At 65.2% G+C, this 22,819-nt stretch carries 25 protein-coding genes; 14 read left to right on the top strand and 11 right to left on the bottom strand.

The genetic code is table 11. From position 1 onward, the window contains the following. Positions 1-7: 7 nt before the first annotated feature. Positions 8-397, bottom strand: coding sequence for a hypothetical protein (locus tag QXZ85_RS16665; protein ID WP_409977551.1), 390 nt, complete (start codon positions 395-397; stop codon positions 8-10). 165 nt (positions 398-562) lie between these two features. Here QXZ85_RS16665 and QXZ85_RS16660 point away from each other — a divergent pair, with 165 nt between their 5' ends. Then, a complete protein-coding gene (locus QXZ85_RS16660) occupies positions 563-1,279 on the top strand; it encodes an MgtC/SapB family protein (protein WP_315707268.1) in 717 nt (238 codons plus the stop codon). Between the two features lie 372 nt (positions 1,280-1,651). Here QXZ85_RS16660 and QXZ85_RS16655 read toward each other — a convergent pair whose 3' ends face one another. After that, the gene (locus tag QXZ85_RS16655; protein ID WP_315707267.1) at positions 1,652-2,452 is read right to left on the bottom strand and encodes an RMD1 family protein; all 801 of its coding nucleotides are present in this window, start codon (positions 2,450-2,452) and stop codon (positions 1,652-1,654) included. A gap of 170 nt (positions 2,453-2,622) precedes the next feature. On the opposite strand from QXZ85_RS16655, the gene QXZ85_RS16650 reads away from it, so the two are divergent. Further along, positions 2,623-3,777 carry a DUF3095 domain-containing protein gene (locus QXZ85_RS16650; RefSeq protein WP_315707266.1) on the top strand — a complete coding sequence of 385 codons (1,155 nt, stop codon included), beginning with the start codon at positions 2,623-2,625 and terminating at the stop codon, positions 3,775-3,777. Between the two features lie 6 nt (positions 3,778-3,783). Here QXZ85_RS16650 and QXZ85_RS16645 read toward each other — a convergent pair whose 3' ends face one another. Both QXZ85_RS16645 and QXZ85_RS16640 read right to left on the bottom strand, forming a co-directional pair. Beyond that, entirely contained in the window at positions 3,784-4,221 is a 438-nt protein-coding gene (locus QXZ85_RS16645) for a DUF2147 domain-containing protein (RefSeq protein ID WP_315707265.1), read from the bottom strand. Between the two features lie 140 nt (positions 4,222-4,361). After that, on the bottom strand, positions 4,362-4,895 hold the full coding sequence (locus tag QXZ85_RS16640; protein WP_315766879.1) for a GNAT family N-acetyltransferase: 534 nt from the start codon (positions 4,893-4,895) through the stop codon (positions 4,362-4,364). 107 nt (positions 4,896-5,002) lie between these two features. Between QXZ85_RS16640 and QXZ85_RS16635 the strand changes: the two genes are divergently transcribed. The 9 genes from QXZ85_RS16635 (at position 5,003) to QXZ85_RS16595 (ending at position 11,469) form a co-directional block, all read left to right on the top strand. Continuing rightward, positions 5,003-5,602 carry a superoxide dismutase gene (locus QXZ85_RS16635; protein WP_315766880.1) on the top strand — a complete coding sequence of 200 codons (600 nt, stop codon included), beginning with the start codon at positions 5,003-5,005 and terminating at the stop codon, positions 5,600-5,602. Between the two features lie 165 nt (positions 5,603-5,767). Next, positions 5,768-6,154: a fluoride efflux transporter CrcB gene (gene crcB, locus QXZ85_RS16630; protein ID WP_315707262.1), complete on the top strand. Its 387-nt coding sequence runs from the start codon at positions 5,768-5,770 to the stop codon at positions 6,152-6,154. Between the two features lie 70 nt (positions 6,155-6,224). Beyond that, a complete protein-coding gene (locus QXZ85_RS16625; protein WP_315707261.1) occupies positions 6,225-6,413 on the top strand; it encodes a hypothetical protein in 189 nt (62 codons plus the stop codon). 5 nt (positions 6,414-6,418) lie between these two features. After that, on the top strand, positions 6,419-7,177 hold the full coding sequence (locus QXZ85_RS16620; protein WP_316174541.1) for an ABC transporter ATP-binding protein: 759 nt from the start codon (positions 6,419-6,421) through the stop codon (positions 7,175-7,177). Beyond that, entirely contained in the window at positions 7,177-8,046 is an 870-nt protein-coding gene (locus tag QXZ85_RS16615; RefSeq protein WP_315744289.1) for a metal ABC transporter permease, read from the top strand. The genes QXZ85_RS16620 and QXZ85_RS16615 overlap by 1 nt, the downstream gene beginning before the upstream one ends. Positions 8,047-8,057: 11 nt before the next feature. Further along, on the top strand, positions 8,058-8,933 hold the full coding sequence (locus tag QXZ85_RS16610; protein ID WP_315764742.1) for a metal ABC transporter substrate-binding protein: 876 nt from the start codon (positions 8,058-8,060) through the stop codon (positions 8,931-8,933). Between the two features lie 63 nt (positions 8,934-8,996). Further along, entirely contained in the window at positions 8,997-10,043 is a 1,047-nt protein-coding gene (locus QXZ85_RS16605; RefSeq protein WP_315707258.1) for a GTP-binding protein, read from the top strand. Further along, positions 10,043-11,062, top strand: a complete 1,020-nt coding sequence (locus QXZ85_RS16600; protein WP_316174473.1) for a WD40 repeat domain-containing protein — start codon at positions 10,043-10,045, stop codon at positions 11,060-11,062. Before QXZ85_RS16605 ends, QXZ85_RS16600 begins: the two co-directional genes overlap by 1 nt. Positions 11,063-11,145: 83 nt before the next feature. Then, on the top strand, positions 11,146-11,469 hold the full coding sequence (locus QXZ85_RS16595) for a hypothetical protein (RefSeq protein WP_315744291.1): 324 nt from the start codon (positions 11,146-11,148) through the stop codon (positions 11,467-11,469). Positions 11,470-11,598: 129 nt separating this feature from the next. Here the strand turns inward: QXZ85_RS16595 and QXZ85_RS16590 are convergent, their stop codons facing one another. The 6 genes from QXZ85_RS16590 to QXZ85_RS16565 form a co-directional block, all read right to left on the bottom strand. Further along, entirely contained in the window at positions 11,599-13,023 is a 1,425-nt protein-coding gene (locus QXZ85_RS16590) for a homospermidine synthase (RefSeq protein WP_315744292.1), read from the bottom strand. Positions 13,024-13,058: 35 nt separating this feature from the next. Then, a complete protein-coding gene (locus QXZ85_RS16585; RefSeq protein ID WP_315706524.1) occupies positions 13,059-13,448 on the bottom strand; it encodes a RidA family protein in 390 nt (129 codons plus the stop codon). Between the two features lie 85 nt (positions 13,449-13,533). Continuing rightward, positions 13,534-13,728 carry a hypothetical protein gene (locus QXZ85_RS16580; RefSeq protein ID WP_315706525.1) on the bottom strand — a complete coding sequence of 65 codons (195 nt, stop codon included), beginning with the start codon at positions 13,726-13,728 and terminating at the stop codon, positions 13,534-13,536. Further along, positions 13,716-14,309, bottom strand: a complete 594-nt coding sequence (locus QXZ85_RS16575) for an N-acetyltransferase (RefSeq protein ID WP_316174471.1) — start codon at positions 14,307-14,309, stop codon at positions 13,716-13,718. The genes QXZ85_RS16580 and QXZ85_RS16575 overlap by 13 nt, the downstream gene beginning before the upstream one ends. A gap of 153 nt (positions 14,310-14,462) precedes the next feature. Further along, on the bottom strand, positions 14,463-15,605 hold the full coding sequence (locus QXZ85_RS16570) for a type III PLP-dependent enzyme (RefSeq protein ID WP_315744295.1): 1,143 nt from the start codon (positions 15,603-15,605) through the stop codon (positions 14,463-14,465). Between the two features lie 692 nt (positions 15,606-16,297). Continuing rightward, positions 16,298-16,558 carry a hypothetical protein gene (locus QXZ85_RS16565; protein ID WP_315706528.1) on the bottom strand — a complete coding sequence of 87 codons (261 nt, stop codon included), beginning with the start codon at positions 16,556-16,558 and terminating at the stop codon, positions 16,298-16,300. A gap of 133 nt (positions 16,559-16,691) precedes the next feature. On the opposite strand from QXZ85_RS16565, the gene QXZ85_RS16560 reads away from it, so the two are divergent. From QXZ85_RS16560 to QXZ85_RS16550, 3 genes are read left to right on the top strand one after another with little or no spacing between them, the layout of a single operon-like run. Then, complete coding sequence (locus QXZ85_RS16560; protein ID WP_315706529.1) at positions 16,692-18,767, top strand: M3 family metallopeptidase; 2,076 nt, start codon at positions 16,692-16,694, stop codon at positions 18,765-18,767. Next, positions 18,748-19,407, top strand: coding sequence for a DUF1007 family protein (locus QXZ85_RS16555; protein WP_315706530.1), 660 nt, complete (start codon positions 18,748-18,750; stop codon positions 19,405-19,407). Before QXZ85_RS16560 ends, QXZ85_RS16555 begins: the two co-directional genes overlap by 20 nt. Then, positions 19,398-20,534, top strand: coding sequence for a nickel/cobalt transporter (locus tag QXZ85_RS16550; protein WP_409977825.1), 1,137 nt, complete (start codon positions 19,398-19,400; stop codon positions 20,532-20,534). Before QXZ85_RS16555 ends, QXZ85_RS16550 begins: the two co-directional genes overlap by 10 nt. A 33-nt stretch (positions 20,535-20,567) precedes the next feature. On the opposite strand, the gene shc is transcribed toward QXZ85_RS16550, so the two are convergent. Beyond that, positions 20,568-22,787, bottom strand: coding sequence for a squalene--hopene cyclase (gene shc / locus QXZ85_RS16545; protein WP_316174468.1), 2,220 nt, complete (start codon positions 22,785-22,787; stop codon positions 20,568-20,570). Positions 22,788-22,819: the final 32 nt, after the last annotated feature.

Below are 22,819 nucleotides of genomic sequence, written 5' to 3'. Positions count from 1 at the left end.
GCGGTGCTCACCGCGAATATTTCGGCCGGTCGAGCCGATCTTTGGAGAACTCCGGCGGACCCTCGATCAGCCGCCGGATGCGGCGCTCGCGTTCGTCTGCCGGCAGATCCGGGGCGAGCATTCGCTCGAGCTGCTGGGCGACGATCTGCTCGAGTGCGATCGAATCGCAGACGGATTTGCGCGGACTGGCTGCCGGCGCTGAGGCCTGCAAGCCGATTTCCAGCAGGCGGCGGATACCATCAGCCCGCGTGATCTCCTGCGTTTCTGCCCAGGCGTCGATTTTCGCGGTCAGCTGTTGCGACAGCTTCACCGCGCTGACGGCATCGTGTCCAAGCCGGACGGCGGGACGAAGCTCATTTCTCGCGTCGAACACGGGCGTCGTCTGTCTGTTGCACATGGCAGCCTAGATGGGTTTGACGGAACGGGATTTGATTCCAATCAATGAAGCTCCGCGCGGGCATCGACCGTCCGGTCGCTTGCCGGCGCGAACTGGTTGATCACCATGCCGGGCAGGGTTAGGGACCTGCGGCACAATCACAAGTGAGACGGCAACGGGCTTGGCATGCGCTTCCTGCAAACTTTCCAGCTGTTTGATTTCCTTGACACCCTGGTCAGCCTGCTCACGGCCTTCGTGCTCGGGACCTTGATCGGGGCCGAGCGGCAATATCGGCAGCGCAGCGCGGGCCTGCGCACCAATGTGCTGGTGGCGGTCGGGGCTGCGGCCTTTGTCGATCTCGGCAACCGTCTCACCGGTGCGGACGGCGCAGTGCGGATCATCGCCTATGTGGTGTCGGGGATCGGCTTTCTTGGTGCCGGGACGATCATGAAGGAAGGCATGAATGTCCGCGGCCTCAACACCGCGGCGACCTTGTGGGCCTCGGCGGCGGTTGGCGCCTGCGCCGGCGCCGATTTGATTGCGCAGTCGGCGGCGTTGACGCTGTTCGTGCTCGCCGGCAACACGCTGTTGCGGCCGTTGGTCAACGCCATCGACCGTATCCCCCTCACCGAGAAGCACTCCGAAGCCAATTACGAGATCGTCGTGACCACGGACGGCTTGCGGGCCGCTGAGATACGGGAGGCGATCGACGAGCGGCTGGAGGCCGCCAAATACCCGGTTCGCGAGACCGAGGTGGCCTACCGCTCCCCGGACAATGTCGAGATCACGGCGCTGCTGGTGCCGCTCGCGGTCGAACCGGGCGATCTCGACCGCGTCACCGCCGAGCTCTCCAAATTGCCGGGGGTACGTCATGCCACCTGGAATGTCAGTGCGCTGGAGTGACTGAGCGCTTGGGTGGAATGATCGATGATGCAGGGGACGACTTCGCCGGAAGCCGTCGGTCTCTCATCGGAGCCGGACGAAACTGGCTGGTCGTCCAAAAACACACCCAAAAATTCACCCAACTGGTCTGGCAAGGCCGGAATCCGTCCCCTCGGGCCGGTCATCGATCAGGCGCGAAATGTTCCATTCGTCGTGTGAACCATGGCTGAATGCCACGGGCGTCCGCTGCTCATAACAGTTGCCCCCATCGCGTGCCGGAATGCCCCGGAGAGACCGTTCATGCGGCGACCCCGACCGCCATTGTATCGGAACCATGATAGGTGCGCCGCTAAATAATGCAACCTAAGATTTTGATCTGGCGAAGGTAAACGGTCAGTGTCCGCCGCGGGCGTAAATTTCGTAAAAGCCGAGGACGATCTCGCAGGCGATGAGGATCACCACGATGATCTCGAGCCGGAGCGAACGCTTGGTGTCGATGATGTCGGCGAGCGCCGTCGCGGTCTCCGCGATCACCGAGAGCTTGCGGTTCAGGGTCTCGACGCGCTCGCTCAGCTCGTATTCGTCCTCCAGCCGCGCATAGAGCCGTTCGAGGTCCGGCCGATCCCACAGCACGTCCGGCTTCTCGCCGACGGCGACGCGCCCTGAGACCCGATGCTGCACCAAGAGGGCCTCGCCGAGCAGCTTCAGCATCGCTGTGCCGCTCCGCGAACTGCGTCCGAACATGGCAAGCTCGCGCGCGAACGGTTCGATCGTATCGAAGACGTTGGCGACCTCGCGCTCGCCGCGCCCGAGTACGACACTCTTGGCAAGCGCATCGGCGACGACGAGCAGCCGCTCGAGCGAGAACTCCTTGACAACGATCGGTCCGCCGACAGGTATCGGTTCTTCGGCCTCGCGCGCCACCTGCACTTTCGCGGTCTCTTCCTCGGGGGGATTGATCAGCCCGAACAGCCGCGGCCTCAAGCGTTCGAGAAACTCGGTCTCCTCGGCCGCCGACATGCCGATGAACACGACGACGCCATAGCGAAACACCACAGCCACGCCGCTCGATCCGATGCCGACTGCAAGCGGCGTCGCGGACAGCACCTGGCCCTCGAAACCCGCGGTATTGATGCGATCGGCGATCTGCAGCGCGCGGGCGGAGAGCTGTGGGGCAGGTGGGGTCTGGGTCATCCCTTCAGCCTAGCAGGGGCGGAGCGATATTTCGACGACAACGCGCGTGCGGCGGCCATCGGCCTTGCTGCTGGCCAATGTCGGGTTCAAACCTGATGCGGCGTGAACCGGCTTGACAGCTGCAGCCGTAGCTCCTCTCTGAGGTCGCAACCGAGACAGATCGTCCATCCATGTCGAGCACGAGCGCCGCCGATTTCTACGCCGCCATTCCGGTCTTCCGCGGCTTCGCCCGGCTGATGGAGCCGTCGCTATATCGGCCGCTGCCTGACGATTGGACGGTCGGCGTCGCCGATATCGTCGACTCGACGAAGGCCATTGCCGACAAGCGCTACAAGGCTGTCAACATGGCAGGCGCCGCCGTCATCGCCGCCGTGACCAACGGCTTGGGTGGACGGGAATTTCCGTTCGTGTTCGGTGGCGATGGCGCGAGCTTCGCAGTCGCGCCGGGCGATGTCGATCGCGCACGCGCCACGCTGGCCGCAACCGCGACCTGGGTGCGCGAAGATCTGGGACTGACCATGCGCGTGGCGCTGGTGCCGATGGCGGCGATCCGCGCCCAGGGGCTGGACGTGCGGGTGGCGCGTTACGGTCCGTCCGCCAATCTGTCCTATGCGATGTTCTCCGGCGGCGGGCTCGGCTGGGCGGAGGCGGCGATGAAACGCGGCGAATTCGCCGTGCAGCCGGCGCCCCCCGGCACGCAGCCGGATCTCTCCGGCCTGTCCTGCCGGTTCGAGGAAATTCCGTCCGCGCGCGGGCTCATCCTCTCGGTGCTGGTACTGCCGGCGGAAAGCACTGATCCGTCGGACTATCGCAAGGTGATCGAAGAGATCATCGCGCTGGTCGAGCGCAGCCCCGACTCCGGCAGGCCGGTCCCGGCGGGTGGGCCGGCGCTGAAATGGCCGCCCCAAGGTTTCGGCTACGAGGTCCGTGCATCGCGCGGCGGCCCCTTGGTCGCGCGCTGGGTTCGTGTGCTCGCACGAACGCTGTTCGTCTATGCGGTCTTTCGTTTCGGCATCCGGATCGGCGGCTTCGTACCGAAGCTCTACAAGCAGCAGCTGGTCGAGAATTCTGACTTCCGCAAATATGACGACGCGCTGCGCATGATCCTCGACTGCACCGAGGAGCTTGCGCAGGCGTTGAACAACCGCCTGGCGGATGCCGCTTCACGCGGTATCGTGCGCTACGGACTGCATCGGCAGGATGCCGCGATGATGACCTGCTTTACGCCCTCGGCACTGCGCCCCGATCATGTGCACTTCATCGACGGCGCGCGCGGTGGTTATGCGTCGGCTGCGACCGCGCTGAAGGCGGCGGTCACAGCTTGACCGCACTTAGTGCGCGCGCGTCCAGGTCTCGCCGCCGCAGAGTGCGCCGACGCAGCCTTCGACCTTGAGCGCTTCGGGGCCGGCGACGGAGATGTGGCTTTCGTAGCTCTGGCCATCATCGGCATTGTAGATCTTGCCTGACCATCGGTTGGCCCCGTCCGGGTGCACGCCGATGAACAATTGCAGCCCCATGATCGGACGCTGGCGCAGCTCGCGATCCGGATTCTTGTCGTCGACGGCGGGCTTGGCGGTGCCCGGATCGATCGGCTGCTTGAGCCAGACCACATTGCCGCACAGGTTGGCGCCACATTTGCTGACCTTGATCTTTGCGTCGCCCGCTTGCGTCAGCCAGGTCCCGGTCGGATCGTCGGCCGCCAAGGCCGGATGCGCGGCTCCCATCAACGCCGCGAGCGCAAGAGCAAGAATATTCAATTTCGCAATCATGATACCCCCCGGATCAGGACGATGTCCATAACAGCAAATTGCGTCGATGCAACCGGCCGCGGCTGTTTGTCCAATGCCGCCGCATCACGATGAGTTGCGCATTTCGCTGTCGGCATCTTGCGGTGCTCTTTCGCCGGTGCTCACCATGGCAGGCCGCAGAGATCGATCGTGCCGCGTGTCGGCGCGGTGCGCTTGAGATCGTGAACGTGAGGTCCAATCGCGTCGAAGCGCACGCGTCCTTTGTCCGGCTGCTCGACATAGACGTCGCCTTCGAACGGCATGAAGCCGCGCGCCATGTAAAACGGTGCACGATACGGCTCGCAGAACAGGATCGCGAAGTTCACGGAATCCTCATGCCTGAAAGTCTGGATCGCGGCGTTCAGCGCAATCGTGGCAAGCCCGCGATTGCGCACGTCCTCGCGCGTCATCACACCGCCGATGCCGCCGACATTGATCTTCTGGCCATTCCAGGTCACGACGCGGCGATAGAGGCCGACGTGGCAGACCAGGTCGCCGGCCTCGTCCTGCACCAGGACGCGGAGATCGGCATGGGCAAAGCTGATACCTGCCCAGGGTAATGTGGCGACGACCTCAGGCGGCCAGACCGCTTGATAGAGAGGGTGAACCAGCTCCCAAGAGGCGGCGCCATTGAGGACCTCGATCTCGATGCTCATCAAAGCGGCTCGCTTTTTCCAAAATCACAGTGTTTTACACTCCTGGAACCTTCTATAAGGAGGTCCCGTTAAATCCCCGTCTTCCCACAAGTTGCGGAAACCACCCCATGACCTTTACTCTTCCCCCGCTCCCTTACGACTATGAAGCCCTTGGCCCCTATATGTCGAAGGAGACGCTCGAATATCACCATGACAAGCATCACCAAGCCTATGTGACCAACGGCAACAATGCGATCAAGGGGACCGAATTCGAAGGGAAGTCCCTCGAGGAGATCGTGAAGGGCTCGTTCGGCAAGAATCCTGCCGTGTTCAACAATGCCGGCCAGCACTACAACCACATCCACTTCTGGCAGTGGATGAAGAAGGATGGCGGCGGCAGCAAATTGCCGGGCCGCCTCGAGAAGAAGATCAACGAAGATCTTGGCGGCTTCGAGAAATTCAAGGCGGATTTCGCCGCGGCCGGCGTCGGCCAATTCGGCTCGGGCTGGTGCTGGCTCCAGGTCAAGAACGGCAAGCTGGAAATTTCCAAGACCCCGAACGGCGAGAATCCGCTGGTGCATGGCGCCACCCCGATCCTCGGCTGCGACGTCTGGGAGCATTCCTATTACATCGATTATCGCAACCGCCGTCCGGACTACCTGAAGGCCTTCGTCGAAAGCCTCATCAACTGGGATTATGTCGACGAGCTCTACGGCAAGACGATCTGATCCGCGCCGCTATGGTGCGCGAAGAGGGCGGCGGCTTCGGTCAGCCGCCCTTTTTGTTGGGGGCGGTTCTTGTCAGAGGCGCAGGATTGCGGCAATTTTTTTCTCTGTTGACCGCCTTTGGTGGCATGCCGCGTGTGCGAATGACGTTGCGGGGATGAGGTTCAGGTGAAGCAGTTGTTGGGTTACGTGCTGGTGTTTTTCGGGGGCGGGATGGGCGCCTCAATTCGACACGCGGTGAACATGGCGAGCGCCAAGGCGCTCGGCACGGCCTTTCCGTTCGGCACGCTCATCATCAACGTCACGGGCTCGATCGTGATGGGCCTGATCGCCGGCTATCTCGCCTTCAAGGGCGGGGCGACCCAGCACTGGCGGCTGTTCCTGATGACCGGCATTCTCGGTGGCTACACCACCTTCTCCGCCTTTTCGCTCGATACCGCGCTCCTGTACGAGCGTGGGGCCGTGGGGCTCGCCGCCCTCTATGTGCTGGGATCGGTCGGGCTGTCGATCGCCGGATTGTTCGGAGCGCTCGCGCTGGTGCGGTACCTCACTTGAGGCTTGGCCTCGCCCGGGGCGGGCGGCCGCTGCCGTGGACAGCTGTAACGTTATAATATAACGTTAGTCTATGGTGTCACACGATCTTCATACCCACGCCCATCCCCACCCGCATGCGCACCGCCACGGGCCGGCCATGCCGCATCCGGCGCAGGCCGCGCCGTGGTCGATCCTGCGGATGCCGGCCACCGCGCGGCTCGCCGCGGCCCTGGCGGCGAGCGCCGGGCTGTGGGTGATCGTCTGGCTTGCGATGCGCTGACGCCGATGACCATGCAGCTGCAATTTCGCGATGTGACGCTCGGCTACGACCGGCATCCCGCCGTGCATCACCTTTCCGGCGACGTCGCTGCGGGCAGCCTGCTGGCCGTGGTCGGTCCCAATGGGGCCGGCAAGTCGACGCTGTTCCGCGGCATCGTCGGCCTGCTCAAGCCGTTGGCGGGCGCCATCAGCACCGGCGGCCTGGACCGGCGGAGCATCGCCTATCTGCCGCAGATCGCCGATATCGACCGCACTTTCCCGATCTCGGTGTTCGATTTCGCCAGCACCGGCTTGTGGCGCTCCGTGGGTCCATTCGGCGGCATCGGCAAGGCGGCCCGGGTGCGGATCGCACAGGCGATCGCTGCCGTCGGCCTCACCGGCTTCGAGACCCGCGGCATCGGCACGCTGTCGGGCGGCCAGATGCAGCGCCTGCTGTTCGCGCGCGTGCTGCTGCAGGATGCGCGGATGATCGTGCTGGACGAACCGTTCAATGCGATGGACACCAGCACCTCGACCGACCTGTTGCGGCTGGTCGAGCACTGGCACCGGGAGGGGCGCACCGTGCTGGCGGCGCTGCACGACCTCGACATGGTCCGTGCGTACTTTCCGCAAACGCTCCTGCTCGCGCGCGAGCCGGTCGCCTGGGGGCCCACGGCAGACGTGCTGAACGCCGACAATCTCGCGACGGCACGGCGGATGTGCGAAGCGTTCGACGAGAAAGCGAGGGCCTGCGTGCCCGACCAGCTTCCGTCACAGGCGGCATGATGATCACCGACGTCCTGATCACGCCGTTCTCAGACTTCGCGTTCATGCGCCGCGCGCTGGCGGCGGTGATCGCCTTGGCGCTCGGCTCGGGGCCGATCGGCGTGTTTTTGATGCTGCGCCGGATGAGCCTGATGGGTGACGCCATGGCGCATGCGATCCTGCCGGGCGCGGCCATCGGCTTTCTGCTCTCCGGCCTCAATTTGTTCGCGATGACGACGGGCGGCCTGATCGCCGGCTTCACGGTGGCGCTGCTCTCGGGCCTCGTGTCACGCTCGACCGGGCTGAAGGAGGACGCTTCGCTCGCGACCTTCTATCTCGCCTCGCTTGCGATCGGTGTCACCATCGTCTCGGTGAAGGGCACTAATATCGACCTGCTGCACGTGCTATTCGGCAACATCCTGGCGATGGATGATCCGACACTGCTGATGGTCGCCAGCAACGCCACGCTCACGCTGCTCGTGCTGGCGGTGATCTACCGCCCGCTGATGATCGAGAGCGTGGATCCCCTGTTCCTGCGCACGGTGAGCCGGGCCGGCGCACCTGCGCATCTGGTCTTTCTCGGGCTGATCGTGGTCAATCTCGTCAACGGCTTCCAGGCGCTCGGCACCCTGCTTGCGGTCGGGCTGATGATCCTGCCCGCGGGCATCGCCCGGTTCTGGTCGCGCGATATCACGCCGATGATCTGCATCGCCGTCGCGGCCGCGATCGTCTCCGGCTATGTCGGGCTGGTGCTGTCGTTCCAGACCCGGATTCCTTCCGGCCCGGCGATCATTCTGGTCGCCGCGCTGATCTATCTCGCCTCGGTGCTGTTCGGGCGCGTCGGCGGCGTGCTCCCACAGCTGTTTCCCGGGCGCCATCTCGAAGCCTGATGAGCCTTGCCATGCGACGTTTCTGCTTAGTCCTCAGTGTTGCGTTGTTCGGTCTCGTCTCGGCGCATGCACATGCGGATGCGCGGCTTAATGTCGTCGCGAGCTTCTCGATCCTCGGCGATTTCGTCCGGCAGGTGGGTGGCGACAAGGTCAATGTCACCACGCTGGTTGGGCCTGACAGCGATGTCCATGTCTACACGCCGACGCCGCATGATGCGAAGGATGTGGCCGAGGCGCGGCTCTTGGTCGTCAACGGTCTCGGCCTGGAGGGCTGGCTGCCGCGTCTCTTGCAGGCCTCCGGAGCCAAGGCCCGGATCGTGACGGTGACCCAAGGGATCACGCCCCGGAAGCGCGGCGCCGATGCTGATCCGCACGCTTGGCAGTCGGTCAAAAATGCGATGATCTATGTGACTGATATCCGCGATGCGCTGGTCGCGGCCGATGCCGCCGACGCCGACACGTTCAAGCGGAACGCCGATCGCTATCTGGCCGAGCTCGACGGTTTGGACCGCGAGGTCCGCGCCGAGATCGAGAAGATCCCTCCCGAGCGGCGCAAGGTGATCTCGACCCACGACGCCTTCGGCTATTTCGCCGACGCTTACGGTGTGGAGTTCATCGCTCCGCTCGGTGTATCCACCGAGACCGAGCCGAGCGCGCGCGACCTCGCCGGCATCATCGCGCAGATCAAGCGCGCACAGATCCCCGCGGTCTTTCTGGAGAACTTCAATGACGATCGGCTGATCAGCCGGATCGCCGCCGAAACCGGCGCCAAGGTCGGCGGCACCCTGTACTCAGATGCCCTCAGCGAGGAAAACGGCCCGGCACCCACTTACATTGCGATGGTCAGGCACAATATAAAGGCCTTGACCAGCGCGCTCGGCCGCTAGGCCGGCGGCCTATGTTCAGCGCGGCAAATCGATTTCGAATGCGAGCTACTTCCCGGAGCGAATATGTCTGACGTGACCTCCCAGAAAGTCCCCGTGACCGTATTGACCGGCTATCTCGGTGCCGGCAAGACCACGCTGCTGAACCGCATTCTCTCCGAGGACCATGGCAAGAAATACGCCGTCATCGTCAACGAATTCGGCGAGATCGGCATCGACAACGACCTGATCGTCGGCGCCGACGAAGAAGTCTTCGAGATGAACAATGGCTGCATCTGCTGCACGGTGCGCGGCGATCTCGTGCGCATCATCGAGGGCCTGATGCGGCGCAAGGGCAAGTTCGATGCGATCATCGTCGAGACCACCGGCCTCGCCGATCCGGCCCCGGTGGCGCAGACCTTCTTCGTCGACGAAGACGTGCAGAAGAATGCCCGGCTCGACGCGGTCGTCACGGTGGCCGACGCCAAATGGCTGTCGGATCGGCTGAAGGATGCACCGGAGGCCAAGAACCAGATCGCCTTCGCCGACGTGATCGTGCTGAACAAGACCGACCTCGTCTCCGGGGGAGAACTCTCCGAGGTCGAGGCGCGCATCCGCGGCATCAATCCCTACGCCAAGCTGCATCGCACCGAGCGCTGTCAGATCGCGATAGCGGACGTGCTCGAGCGCGGCGCCTTCGATCTCGACCGCATCCTCGAAATCGAGCCCGACTTCCTGGAAGCCGGCGACGATCACGACCACGACCATCATCACCACGATCATGACCATGGCCATCACCATGATCACGGCCATGGCTTGAGGCACTATCACGACGAGGAGATGCAGTCGCTGTCGCTGCGGACCGACAAGCCGCTCGATCCGATGAAGTTCATGCCGTGGCTGCAGAACCTGGTGCAGACGGAGGGCGGCAAGATCCTGCGCTCCAAGGGCATCCTGTCGTTCCAGGACGATGATGATCGCTACGTGTTCCAGGGCGTCCACATGATGCTGGAGGGTGATCACCAGCGGAAATGGAAGGAGGGCGAGCCGCGTGAAAGCCGCGTCGTCTTCATCGGCCGCGAATTGCCGGAACAGGCCATTCGCGAAGGTTTCGAGCGCTGCATCGTGACGTGATGAGTTCGTTCGAGCCAGGCGGCGAGGCCGCATCCATCGTTTCGGTGACCGACCGGGTGAAGCCGGTCGAACTCGGCATGAACGTGACCGCCGTGCATTATCTCGGCGATCGCGCTGTCTTCGTCGGCACCGAGGAGAGCGTGGCCTTTGTCGATCCCGAAGGCGCGATGACGAAGGTCGAGGTGGTCGGCGGCGGCATTCTGTCGGCCGTGTCCGACGGCTCGCGGATCGTGATCGGCAGCGACGACGGCAAAGTCGTTGCAGTCGACGGCAAGGGCGCAGTGACCGCGCTCGCGACCGATCCGAAGCGGCGCTGGATCGATAATGTCGCCGTGCATACGGATGGCAGCGTGGCCTGGTCGGTCGGCAAGACCGCCTTCGTCCGCTCGCCCAAGGGCGAGGAGAAGTCGCTCGAAGTGCCCTCGACCGTCGGCGGACTTGCGTTCGCGCCCAAGGGGCTGCGGCTCGCGATCGCCCATTACAACGGCGCCACCCTGTGGTTTCCCAACATGGCGGGGACGCCGGAATTTCTCGCCTGGGCCGGCTCCCATCTCGCCGTCAGCTTCAGCCCGGATAACAAGTTCCTGGTCACCGCAATGCATGAGCCGGCGCTGCACGGCTGGCGGCTCGCCGACGGCAAGCACATGCGCATGACCGGCTATCCCTCGCGGGTGAGGTCGATGGCGTGGGGGGCGGGCGGCCGCTTCTTGGCGACCTCCGGCGCCGACATGGTGATCATGTGGCCCTTCGTCGGCAAGGATGGCCCGATGGGCAAGGAGCCGGCCATGCTGGCGCCGCTGCAGGCCAAGGTGACCGCAGTGGCCTGCCATCCGAAGCAGGACATCCTCGCCGCCGGCTATGAGGATGGCACCGTTCTGATGGTACGGATGCATGACGGTGCCGAGATCCTGGTGCGCCGCAACGGCACGCCGCCGGTGGTGGCGCTGGCCTGGAATGCCGGTGGAACTTGGCTCGCCTTCTCCGATGAAGCCGGTGGGGCGGGGCTGTTGAAGGTCTGAGGCCAGTCGTAGGCGCGGCTCCCCCGGGAACCGCGTCCAGCGCCGCTCGTTGTTCCCGGCAATATCGATTGGCGGGTGTGACCATGATGTTAGCGAACAGCAAACAAAGGTTGCGCAGGGAACTGCTGCTCGGGGCCGGGCTGTTTGCCGTCGGTGCGCTGATCGCGGTGCTGTCGCTGGCGGATATCCGCGCGACCCACCTGGGCGAAGTGGCGCAGGCGACGCCGTCAGCCTCGCCGGAGCCCTCCCCATCGCCGCCGGCCGAATCGAAGCCGGGTGGCACCCGGCCGACGACGCCGGCACCCGAACCCGCCCGACCCGACCCGGCCGCTCAGAAGGAGGGCGCCAAGCCGGCGCTGCCACCAGCCCCGGCCGAGAAGGTCGCCCCGCCGATCGAGAAGAAGTAGTTCTCACCGTCATTCCGGGGCGCGTCGAAGACGCGAACCCGGAATCTCGACGTTGTTTTGCGTCGTTTCCCTCAGCTCGAGGTTCCGGGTTCGACGCTTACGCCTCGCCCCGGAACGACGGCGTTGGAATCACCGCACCAAAATATTCCGGAACTGCCAGGGATCGTTGGTGTCGATGTCTTCCGGGAACAGGCCCGGGCGATCGGTCAGCGGCGTCCAGTCGGTGTAGAAGCCCTTGACCGGGCCGAGATACGGCATCTGGATTTCGAGGCAGCGGCGGAAATCCAGCTCGTCGGCCTCGACGATGCCGGCGTTCGGGTTCTCCAGCGCCCACACCATGCCGGCGAGCACGGCTGAGGAGACCTGCAGGCCGGTCGCGTTTTGATAGGGCGCGAGCTTGCGCGTCTCCTCGATCGACAGCTGCGAGCCGTACCAGTAGGCGTTCTTGGCGTGGCCGTAGACCAGCACGCCGAGCTCGTCGATGCCGTCGACGATCTCGTGCTCATCCAGGATGTGCCACTTCTCCTGCATCTTGCCGGTGGCGCCGAAGATCTCGTGCAGCGACAGCACTGCGTCGTTGGCGGGGTGATAGGCGTAGTGGCAGGTCGGGCGGTACACCACCTTGTCGCCGTCGCGCACGGTGAAATAGTCGGCGATCGAGATCGACTCGTTGTGTGTCACCAGGAAGCCGTATTGCGCGCCCGGCGTCGGGCACCAGGAGCGCACGCGGGTATTGGCGCCGGGCTGCAGCAGATAGATCGCGGCACCACAGCCTTCCGAGTGCGTGCGGCCATTGTCCGGCATCCATTTTTCGTTGGTGCCCCAGCCGAGCTCCGCCGGCTGCATGCCTTCGGATACGAAGCCTTCGACCGACCAGGTGTTGACGAACACGTCCATCGGCTTCGGGTTCTTGGAACGCTGGGTGTCGCGTTCGGCGATATGGATGCCCTTGACCCCGAGCTTCTGCGCGAGTTGCGCCCAGCCCTCGCGGCTCTTCGGCTCGACGATCTCGGTCTTGGTGTCGCGGGCGATGTCGAGCAGCGCCTGCTTGACGAACCAGGACACCATGCCGGGATTGGCGCCGCAGGTGGAGACGGCGGTGGTGCCGCCCGGGTTCTTGCGGCGTGCCGCCAGCAACGTCTCGCGCAGTGCGTAGTTGGAGCGCTGCTCGACCCCCATGTTCTTGTCGAAATAGAACCCGGCCCAGGGCTCGACCACGGTGTCGACGTAGAGCGCGCCGATTTCCCGACACAGCGTCATGATGTCGACCGAAGACGTGTCGACCGAGAGATTGACGCAGAAGCCCTGGCCGCCGCCCTCGGTGAGCAGCGGCACCAGCAGTTCGCGATAATTCTCGCGGGTCACCGCCTGCTGGATGAAGCGGACGCCGTGCTGCTTGGCGAGCTCGCCATTGTCATGCGGATCGATGATCACGAAGCGGTTCTTGTCATAGGCGAAGTGCCGCTCGATCAAGGGCAGGGTGCCCTTGCCGATCGAGCCGAAGCCGATCATGACGATGGGACCGGTGATCTTCGCGTGGATCTGCGAGCTCATCATGTTCTCCGAAAACGATAGGGTACTGAACGGGTTCAGGCGCTGCGGCGCTTGGCCGTGACTTCGATCTCGACCTTCATCTCGGGCTTGAGCAGCGCGGCGACGACGAGCAGCGTGGCCGCAGGGCGGATGTCGCCGAACACCTCGCCGCAGACGGCGAAGTGGGCGTCGGCGTCCTTGGGATCGGTGATGTAGTAGGTCGCCCGCACGACGTCGGCCATCTCGAAGCCGCCCTCCTTCAGGGCGGACTCGATGGTCTTGAAGCAGTTGCGTGACTGGCTCGTGACGTCGGCCGGCATCGTCATGGTGGTGTAATCGTAGCCGGTGGTGCCGGCGACAAAGGCGAAGTCGCCGTCGACGACGGCGCGGCTGTAGCCAAAGGTCTTCTCGAAGGGCGATCCGGTGGAGATCAGGCGGCGGGACATGGGCAACCTCATATGGGATTTGGCCGGGGTTTAAGGGGTTTTGCTGCACCTGCGCAACCCCGGAGCCGGGATTGCTGGGAGATCGTCAGCGCGGGCGGGTGACGTCCGGCGGCGCTGCAGGGGAGCCCGTCCAGCGCCGGACCACGATGTCTCGGACGATCATGATGGCGAGCAGGAGCAGGACGAGGCTTGCGACCAGCGTGCCGCGACGCCGCGCCGGCACGGCGATGGCCGCTCCGGGCTGCTGCGCCTTCGCTGTGCGGGCCGTCACGCCGCGCATGATACCAGCGCCGCTTTGCGGCTGCGCCGCGATTTGCGTTCTTGCGCGCCCGTCGGCACGATCATGCCCCAGGCGCCGTCGAGCGCACCGGCGATGAGCTCGCGGCCGAGCAGGCGCTCGCGCTCGAACGGGCCCGGCAGTTCCAGCTCGGCCGTCTTCTCGGCCGAGAAGCCGAAGCGGGCGTAGTAGGGCGCATCGCCGAGCAGGATCACCGCGCCATGGCCGCGGGCGGCCGCGATCGCGAGCGCCTCTTCCATCAGCGCGGCCCCGATGCCGAGGCTCCGGGCATCGGGATCGACGGCCAGCGGGCCCAGCATCAGCGCATCGCGCCCACCGGCGCAGACGTGCCACAACCGCACGGTCCCGATCACCCGGCGCTCGCGAACCGCCGACAGGGCAAGGCCTGCGGCGGGCGCGCGTCCGTCGCGCAGGCGCTGGCAGGTGCGCTCATGGCGGTTGTCGCCAAAGCAGGCATCGAGCAGCGCCTCGCGCGCCGGCACGTCGGAGCCGCGCTCGCTGCGGATCGCGAACGGAGCGGCGGCTTGAACAGGCGCAGTGGCGGTCGGCCGAAAAGCAGTCATGGCACATCAGTCCCGGCTCGCCGCTGCAGACTGTCGCCCGCGCGCAAGCACGTCATGTCAGGTCAATAAGGAAGCTCTATCGCTCCCTCTCCCGCTTGCGGGGGAGGGTCGGGGTGGGGGCTCATCCCACCCGGGGCTCGGAAATGCGAGCGCTCAGATGTGATAGGTCTTGAGCGGCGGGATGCCGTTGAAGGCCACCGACGAGTAGGTCGAGGTATAGGCCCCGGTCCCCTCGATCAGCACCTTGTCGCCGATCGAGAGCGTCACCGGCAGCGGATACGGCAGCTTCTCGTAGAGCACGTCGGCCGAATCGCAGGTCGGGCCGGCGAGCACGCACGGCGCCATGTCCGCGCCGTCATGCGGGGTGCGGATCGCGTAGCGGATCGATTCGTCCATCGTCTCGGCGAGGCCGCCGAACTTGCCGATGTCGAGATAGACCCAGCGCAGTTCGTCCTCGTCGCTCTTCTTCGAGATCAGCACCACTTCCGACTCGATGACACCGGCATTGCCGACCATGCCGCGGCCCGGCTCGATGATCGTCTCCGGGATCTGGTTGCCGAAATGCTTGCGCAGCGCACGGAAGATCGAGCGGCCGTACTGCACGACCGGCGGCACGTCCTTCAGATATTTGGTCGGGAAGCCCCCGCCCATGTTGACCATGGTCAGGTTGATGCCGCGTTCGGCGCAGTCGCGGAACACGGTCGAGGCCATCGCCAGCGCGCGGTCCCACGCCTTCACCTTGCGCTGCTGGGAGCCGACATGGAACGAAATGCCGCAGGGCTCGAGACCCAGCCGCTTGGCGAGATCGAGCACCTCGACCGCCATTTCCGGGTCGCAGCCGAACTTGCGCGACAGCGGCCACTCGGCGCCGGCGCAGTCGTAGAGGATGCGGCAGAACACCTTGGCGCCCGGGGCTGCACGGGCGATCTTCTCGACCTCGGCGGCGCAGTCGACCGCGAACAGGCGGATGCCGAGCGCATGGGCGCGCGCGATGTCGCGCTCTTTCTTGATGGTGTTGCCGTAGGAGATGCGGTCAGGCGTCGCGCCGGCGGCCAACGCCATCTCGATCTCGGCGACGGTGGCGGTGTCGAACGAGGAGCCGAGCGAGGCCAGCAGCGACAGCACTTCGGGGGCCGGATTGGCCTTCACCGCATAAAACACGCGGCTGTCCGGCAGCGCCTTGGCGAAGCTCATGTAGTTGTCGCGCACGACGTCGAGATCGACAACGAGACAGGGCTCGGTGTCCAGACCTTCCTCGCGGCGGTTGCGCAGGAATTCCCGAATACGTTCGGTCATAGCACCCTCCAAACGGCCCCAGCGACGAGACCCGTTCAAACGTTCTCGACGGCGGTGCTTTGGCGTTGCCACCCGATGGAAAGGCGACAAAACCTCGGACCGAAGCCGAATTGTGCTGCCGTGGATTGGTTGGGAGGGTTCCCGCCCGCACACCTGGCAATGAAGGACAAGCCTTTTCAGTAGCCCGCGCCGGCGTTGGACTGCCGGTAGAGACCAAAAAAGCCCGATCCGTCGTTGCTTTAAGTCGCGTCCCCCGTTGAGAGCGGGGTGCGCCGGTTCGCCTCCGGCTGCCAGTCACGGTTGCAAGAGGCGAGGTCACCTTCAGCGGCATCTCTTGAGAGAGATGCTGGGCTTTCGGTTTGTGCTGATCCCGATCGGTGCGATCGCGATCCTAACAAAGCCGAGGGCCCCTCGGTTCCTCATCCCTTGGCGGCTGTCCGGCCTCTTGTCCGGATACCTACCGACTGACACACGACCACAGGCACGTGCGAAATTGGGCAAGTCGGGAAATAAGCGTTTTGAATTTCGACCGCAAGATTTTTTTGAAGTCTCGCGCGTGATTTCCCTAACGGTGTGCTTGGCGGACACAGCTTGTGCGGGAGCGCGGGCTTGTGTGAACGAACGTTAAGCTAGCTTAAAGCTCTGTCACGCGCGAAAGCCTTGTGGCGTAGTGCTTTCGTGCAGCGCCAGGACTACGCGCGCTTCACGAACGGCTCGACGCGCTGCGCGCCGCGGATGAAGGCCACCATCACGAAGACGCCGAGCGCGAACAGCAGCGCCTGCAGCACATGGGTGCCGGTGTCGCCGAGCCCGAACAGAATCGAAAGCGCCCAGCCGCCGGCGAAGGCCGCCCCGAACACTTCGGCGCCGATCAGGATCGCAGCCGAGAGCACGGTGATGACGCTGGTCCAGACGATCTGGCGGGAGGCGGCGGTCTGGTTCTCTGAGCTCATGATCGGGTCCTTGTGGGCGGGCCGCAATCTCTCCGAAAAGCTGCGCTGCATCAAGGGGAAATGACCCAAAAAGGGCGCCTTGCGTGGTAAGAGGAGCCAGATTTGGATTTCGAGAGACCACGGACCTTTGCCGATGACAGACACCGCCGACGCGACCGCGATCAACCCGCTCCTGAAGGCGTGGGAAACGCCGCACCAGACACCGCCGTTCGACGCGATCAAGCCGGAGCACTTCCTCCCCGCTTTCGAGCGCGCCTTTGCCGATCATGCCGCGGAGATCGCCGCCATCACGCATGATCCGGCGGAGCCCGACTTCGCCAACACGATCACGGCGCTGGAGCGCTCGGGCAAGCTGCTCTCCAAGGTGTCCGCCGTGTTCTATGATCTGGTCTCGGCGCACTCCAATCCGCAGATCCTGGAGATCGACAAGGAAGTCTCGCTGCGGATGGCGCGGCACTGGAATCCGATTCAGATGAATGCGGTGCTGTTCGGCCGTGTCGCCCGGCTGCACGAGAACCGCAAGACGCTCGACCTGACCGGCGAAGAGATCCGTCTCTTGGAGCGCACCTATACCCGCTTCCGCCGTGCCGGCGCCGGCCTTTCCGAAGAGGCCAAGACGCGGATGGCCGAGATCAACGAGCGGCTCGCCCAGCTCGGCACCACCTTCAGCCATCATCTGCTCGGCGACGAGCAGGACTGGTTCCTGGAGCTTTCCGAGGACGACCGCGCCGGCCTGTCCGAGCAGTTCATCGCGGCGGCCAAGGCCGCGGCCGAGGAGCGGGGTCTGCCGGGCAAGGCGATCGTGACGCTGTCGCGCTCGGCGGTCGAGCCGTTCCTGCAGAGCTCCGCCCGGCGCGACCTGCGCGAGAAGGTTTACAAAGCGTTCACGGCGCGCGGGAACAACGGCAACGCCAATGACAACAAGGCCATCATCGGCGAGATCCTGAGCTTGCGCGAGGAAGCTGCCAAGATCATGGATTTCCCGAACTACGCGGCCTATCGCCTGGAGGACTCCATGGCGAAGACGCCGGAGGCGGTGCGCGGCCTGCTGGAGCGGGTGTGGAAGCCGGCGCGCGCCAAGGCGCTGGCCGACCGCGACGAATTGCAGAAGCTGATCACGGAAGAGGGCGGCAACTTCAAGCTCGAAGCCTGGGACTGGCGCTTCTATGCCGAAAAGCTCCGCCAGGCCAAAGCCAATTTCGACGACGATGCGATCAAGCCGTATCTGACGCTGGACAACATGATCGCCGCGGCCTTCGACTGCGCGACGCGCCTGTTCGGCATCACCTTTGCCGAGCGGAAGGATATTCCGGTCTGGCATCCGGACGTCCGGGTCTGGGAGATCAGGGATCCCGCCGGCAAGCACAAGGCGCTGTTTTATGGCGACTACTTCGCCAGGGCCTCGAAGCGCTCCGGCGCCTGGATGACCTCGCTGCGCGACCAGCAGAAGCTCGACGGCGAGGTGGCGCCGCTGATCATCAATGTCTGCAACTTTGCGAGGGGGGCCGAGGGCCAGCCTGCGCTACTGTCGCCGGACGAGGCGCGCACGCTGTTTCACGAATTCGGCCACGGCCTGCACGGCCTGTTGTCGAACGTGACCTATCCCTCGCTCTCCGGCACGTCCGTGTTCACCGACTTCGTCGAGCTGCCGTCGCAGCTCTACGAGCACTGGCAGGAGCGGCCCGAGGTGTTGCAGCGCTTCGCCCGCCATTACCAGACCGGCGAGCCGCTGCCGGACGACCTGCTGAACCGCTTTCTTGCCGCGCGTAGGTTCAACCAGGGCTTTGCCACGGTCGAGTTCGTCGCCTCGGCGCTGGTCGATCTCGAATTCCACACCCAGCCGGCCTCGGCGGCCAAGGATGTGGGAGCCTTCGAGCGGGCCGAACTCGAAAAAATCGGCATGCCGGCGGAGATCGCGATGCGGCACCGGCCGACCCAGTTCGGCCACATCTTCTCCGGAGACCATTATGCCTCGGGCTATTACAGCTACATGTGGTCGGAGGTGATGGATGCCGATGCGTTCGGCGCGTTCGAGGAGGCGGGCAACATCTTCGATCCCGCGGTCGCCAAGCGGCTCCATGACAACGTCTATTCCTCCGGCGGCTCGGTCGATCCGGAAGCGGCCTATGTCGCCTTCCGCGGCCGCGAGCCGGAGCCGGACGCGTTGCTCCGGCGCCGCGGCCTGCTCGATGTTCCCAAGGCGGCGTGAGGTGGTGGCCTTGCTCCGCACTCTTCTCACCGTGCTTGCGCTGGTCGTGGGCGCCAGCGCCGCGCAGGCGCATCCGCATGTCTGGATCACGGCGAGCAGCGAACTGCTCTACGCGCCCGACGGTTCGATCACCGGCGTGCGCCATGCGTGGACCTTCGACGACATGTTCGCGAGCTATGCCCTGCAGGGCACCGAGAGCAAGACGCGCGGGGTCTACACCCGCGAGGAGTTGGCGCCGCTGGCGCAGACCAACGTCGAGTCGCTGAAGGAATACGCCTATTTCACCTTCCTGAAGGCGGACGGCAAGAAACAGAAGTTCGAGGACCCGGTCGACTATTTTCTCGAATACAATGACACCAAGCTGATCTTGCATTTCACGCTGCCGCTGAAGGCGCCGGTCAAGCCGAAGCAGCTCTCGGTCGAGGTGTTCGATCCGAGCTATTTCATCGACTTCCAGATGGCGGACAAGGATCCCGTCCGGATGGTCAGTGCGCCGGCGGGCTGCAAGCTCGGCTTGGTTAGGCCGAGCGATGGCGGCGCGGTCGCGCAGACGATGAACGAACAGACATTCCTGAGCGGCGGGGCGAACGCCAATTTCGGAATGAACTTTGCCAACAAGATCTCGGTGGAATGCCCATGATACTGCAAGCTCGCCCCAACGCCGTTCGTCCGCTCCTGATCTGCGCTGCGATCCTTGCCGCGCTGGCCGCCGCAGATGCCGCCTCGCATGTGCTGCTTGCCAAATCGCCGTTCGGCGCGCCGGCCGAGCCCCAGGCAGGCGGCATCGTCGGCTGGCTCCTGGCCAGGCAATCGGAGTTCTATCGCCAGATGTCGTCGACCATCCGCGCCGCCAAGTCCGACGGCTCGGCGGTGTGGCTGCTGCTGGCGATCTCGTTCGCGTACGGCATCTTTCACGCGGCCGGTCCCGGCCACGGCAAGGCGGTGATCGCCTCCTATCTGGTCGCCAACCAGGAGACCGCGCGCCGCGGCATCCTGCTGTCATTTGCTTCGGCCCTGATGCAGTCGCTGGTCGCGGTCGTCATCGTCGGCATCTGCGCCTGGCTGCTCAACGCCACCGCGGCGACGATGTGCAGCGCCGAGAAGGCAGTGGAGATCGGCAGCTACGCGCTGATCGCGCTGCTCGGGGCGCGGCTGGTCTGGACCAAGGGCGTTGCGCTGCTGCGGACGCTGCAGCCCCAGCGACCGGCGCTGGCTCTGGCCGGCCACGAACACGTCCACGCGCATGCGGCTCACGACCACGCGCACGATCATGATCATGGCCATCATTATCGCGAGCATCATCACCATGGCGATCATGATCACCACCATCACGACCACCATCACGACCACGATCACGGCCCCGCACACGTCCATGACGCCCATTGCGGTCATTCGCACGGGCCGGAGCCGAGCGAGCTTGCCGGCCCGGGCGGCTGGCAGCGGGGTATTCAGGCGGTGTTCGCTGCCGGGGTGAGGCCCTGCTCCGGAGCGATCCTGGTGTTGGTCTTCGCGCTAGCGCAGGGCCTGTTCTGGGCGGGCATCGCCGCAACCTTCGTGATGGGGCTCGGGACCGCCGTGACGGTCGCGACCATCGCGCTGGTTGCCGTCTCGGCGCGGGGAGTGGCGCAGCGGCTGAGCCAGGCGCGCGAGGGCGGCGGCGTGCTGATCATGCGCGGGCTCGAATTCGGCGCCGCCGGTCTCGTGCTGCTGTTCGGCACCGGGCTGCTGCTCGGCTACATCGCTGCCGAGCGCACCACCTGTTTCTGACGCAGAGGAGCGGACGTCGGTCGCGCACTGTCGCTAGGGCTGTGCGTTCCCTCTCCGCAACGCGCGGCCGAGCGCGGCGACCGGAAAGTATTGCCGGTACAAGTCCCAGCGCAGCATGAACGCGCGCGATAGTTCCGGACCTTGCTGGCCGGCAGGGGCCGTTGCTGGCTGCGCCGCAGCTGCTCCTTGCACCGGAGCCTTGCCATGCGCCTGCGGCCGCAGGGTGCGGCCGAGCGCCATCAGCGGGAAATAGTGCCGGTACATCTCGTAGCGCAGCATGAAGGCGCGTGACAGCTCCGGGCCTTGCATCAGCCGTTGCTGCAGCGCTGGATCGGTGAGCTTGATGGTCTGGCCGACGCCGTAGCCGGGAAAGCCGGTGCCGGTGAATTCCGGCTCAACCCAGGTGCCTTCGGACTGCCGCTCGACCAGCCACAGGCAGCCGCGTTCGATCGCTTCGCGATCCTGCGCGCGGTTTGCGGCGAGCAACGCCATCAGCGCCCACGCCGTCTGCGACGCGGTCGCGGTGCCGCGGCCGACCGCGCCGAGATCCATGTAGGAGGCACAGCTCTCGCCCCAGCCGCCATCGTTCTGCTGATGCGCTACCAGCCAGTCGCAGGCGCGCTGGATGTAGGGCTGGCTCATGTCTTCGCCGATCGCAGCCAGTGCCGGCAGCACGGCGCTGGTGCCGTAGACATAGTTCACGCCCCAGCGGCCGAACCATGGTCCGCTCGGCTCCTGCTCGCGACGGATGTAGTCGAGCGCGCGCACCATGGTCGGATGGTTGCGTGAGAGGCCGAGCTTGCCGAAGGCTTCGATGACGTGCGCCGTGACGTCGACCGACGGCGGATCGAGCGCCTCGCCGAAGTCGCAGAACGGGATCTTGGTCAGGATCTGCTGATTGTTGTCCTTGTCGAAGGCGCCCCAGCCGCCGCTTCGGCTCTGCATGCCGATCAGCCAGTCGACGCCGAGCTGGATCGCCTCGTCGATGCCCTTGGCCTTCCACTTCGGATCATGCCGCAGCGGCGCCAGCGCGATCAGCGCCACCGCCGTGTCGTCCGTATCGGGATAGAAGTTGTTGGCATATTCGAACGCCCAGCCGCCCGGCTTGACGTGCGGCAGCTTCACCGACCAGTCGCCGGGCACGCGCACCTGGCGCTCCAGCACCCAATTCACCGCCTTCTCGATCGCCTCGGGATAATCGCCGATCACGCCCGCGTCGTCGAAGGCGAGCAGGGTCAGGATGGTGTCCCAGACCGGGCTGTTGGTCGCCTGGATGTAGGTCGCTTCTCCGATGTCGACGCGCCAGCCCGGGTCGTTCAGGGCGTCGAGGCCCTTGGCGATGACCGGGTGGTTGAGCGGATAGCCTTCGACATGGAGCGCCATCAGGCCGTAGATCCAGGGCGGCTGGATGCCGCCCCACGCGCCGTCGAAATCCTGGTGGCGGATCATCCATTCCAGCACGTGGCGCACGGCGGCCGGGCGGAAGAGGCCGAGATTGAGCCTGTTGCCGAGGTTCTGCAGCGCGTGCAGCACCTTGTCGGCGCCGCGGAAGAACTTGTCCCAGCCACCGGCGCCGACCTTGGTCGGCAGCTCATAGTCGAACGCGTCGCGCCCCTGCGGAAACAACGCATCCAATCGGTTCTCGGGCGGTAGCGGCCGGCTCGGCCGCCGCGCCGAAAGGACCGCGATCGGCATCAGGGTTGCGCGCGCCCATTGCGCGAAATTGTAGATCGAGAACGGAAACCAGACCGGAAACCAGATCACCTCCGGCGGAAGGTTCGGGGTCTTCTCCCAGGGCCATTCGCCGATCAGCGCCAGCCAATAGCGGGTGAAGACGCGGACGTTGCGCAAGCCGCCCTTGGCCTCGATCCATTCGCGCGCGCGGCGCAATGCCGGCTCATCATCGCGGTGGCCGAGCGAGCGGAGGGCGGCATAGGCCTCCACGGTCGCATTGATGTCGCCGTTCGGCGCGTTGAAATAGATCTGCCAGGAGCCGTCGCCGCGCTGGGTCTGCAGCAGCGCCTGCCCCATGCGCGGACGCAGCGGGTGATCTTCCAGGCCGATGAACCACAGCGCGAGGCACCATTGCGCTTCCATGCACGCGTTGGATTCCGCGCGCCCGACCCAGTGGCCGTCCGGCTTCTGATGTGCGATCAGCCAATCGGCGGCCGCCCGCACGGTCGATTTCAGGGCGGTCTGGAAATTATCGGGGGCGCTGGCCGTGGTCGCCAGCGTCGGGCCGTTCGACGTCATCACAATCCCTTTGGCGTTTCCCTTGGCGGGGC

The sequence above is a fragment of the Bradyrhizobium sp. SZCCHNGR1005 genome (assembly GCF_032489995.1).
GTDB lineage: Bacteria > Pseudomonadota > Alphaproteobacteria > Rhizobiales > Xanthobacteraceae > Bradyrhizobium.
Note: the sequence above shows the minus strand (reverse complement) of the source record. Positions and strands in the feature narration are given on the sequence as shown.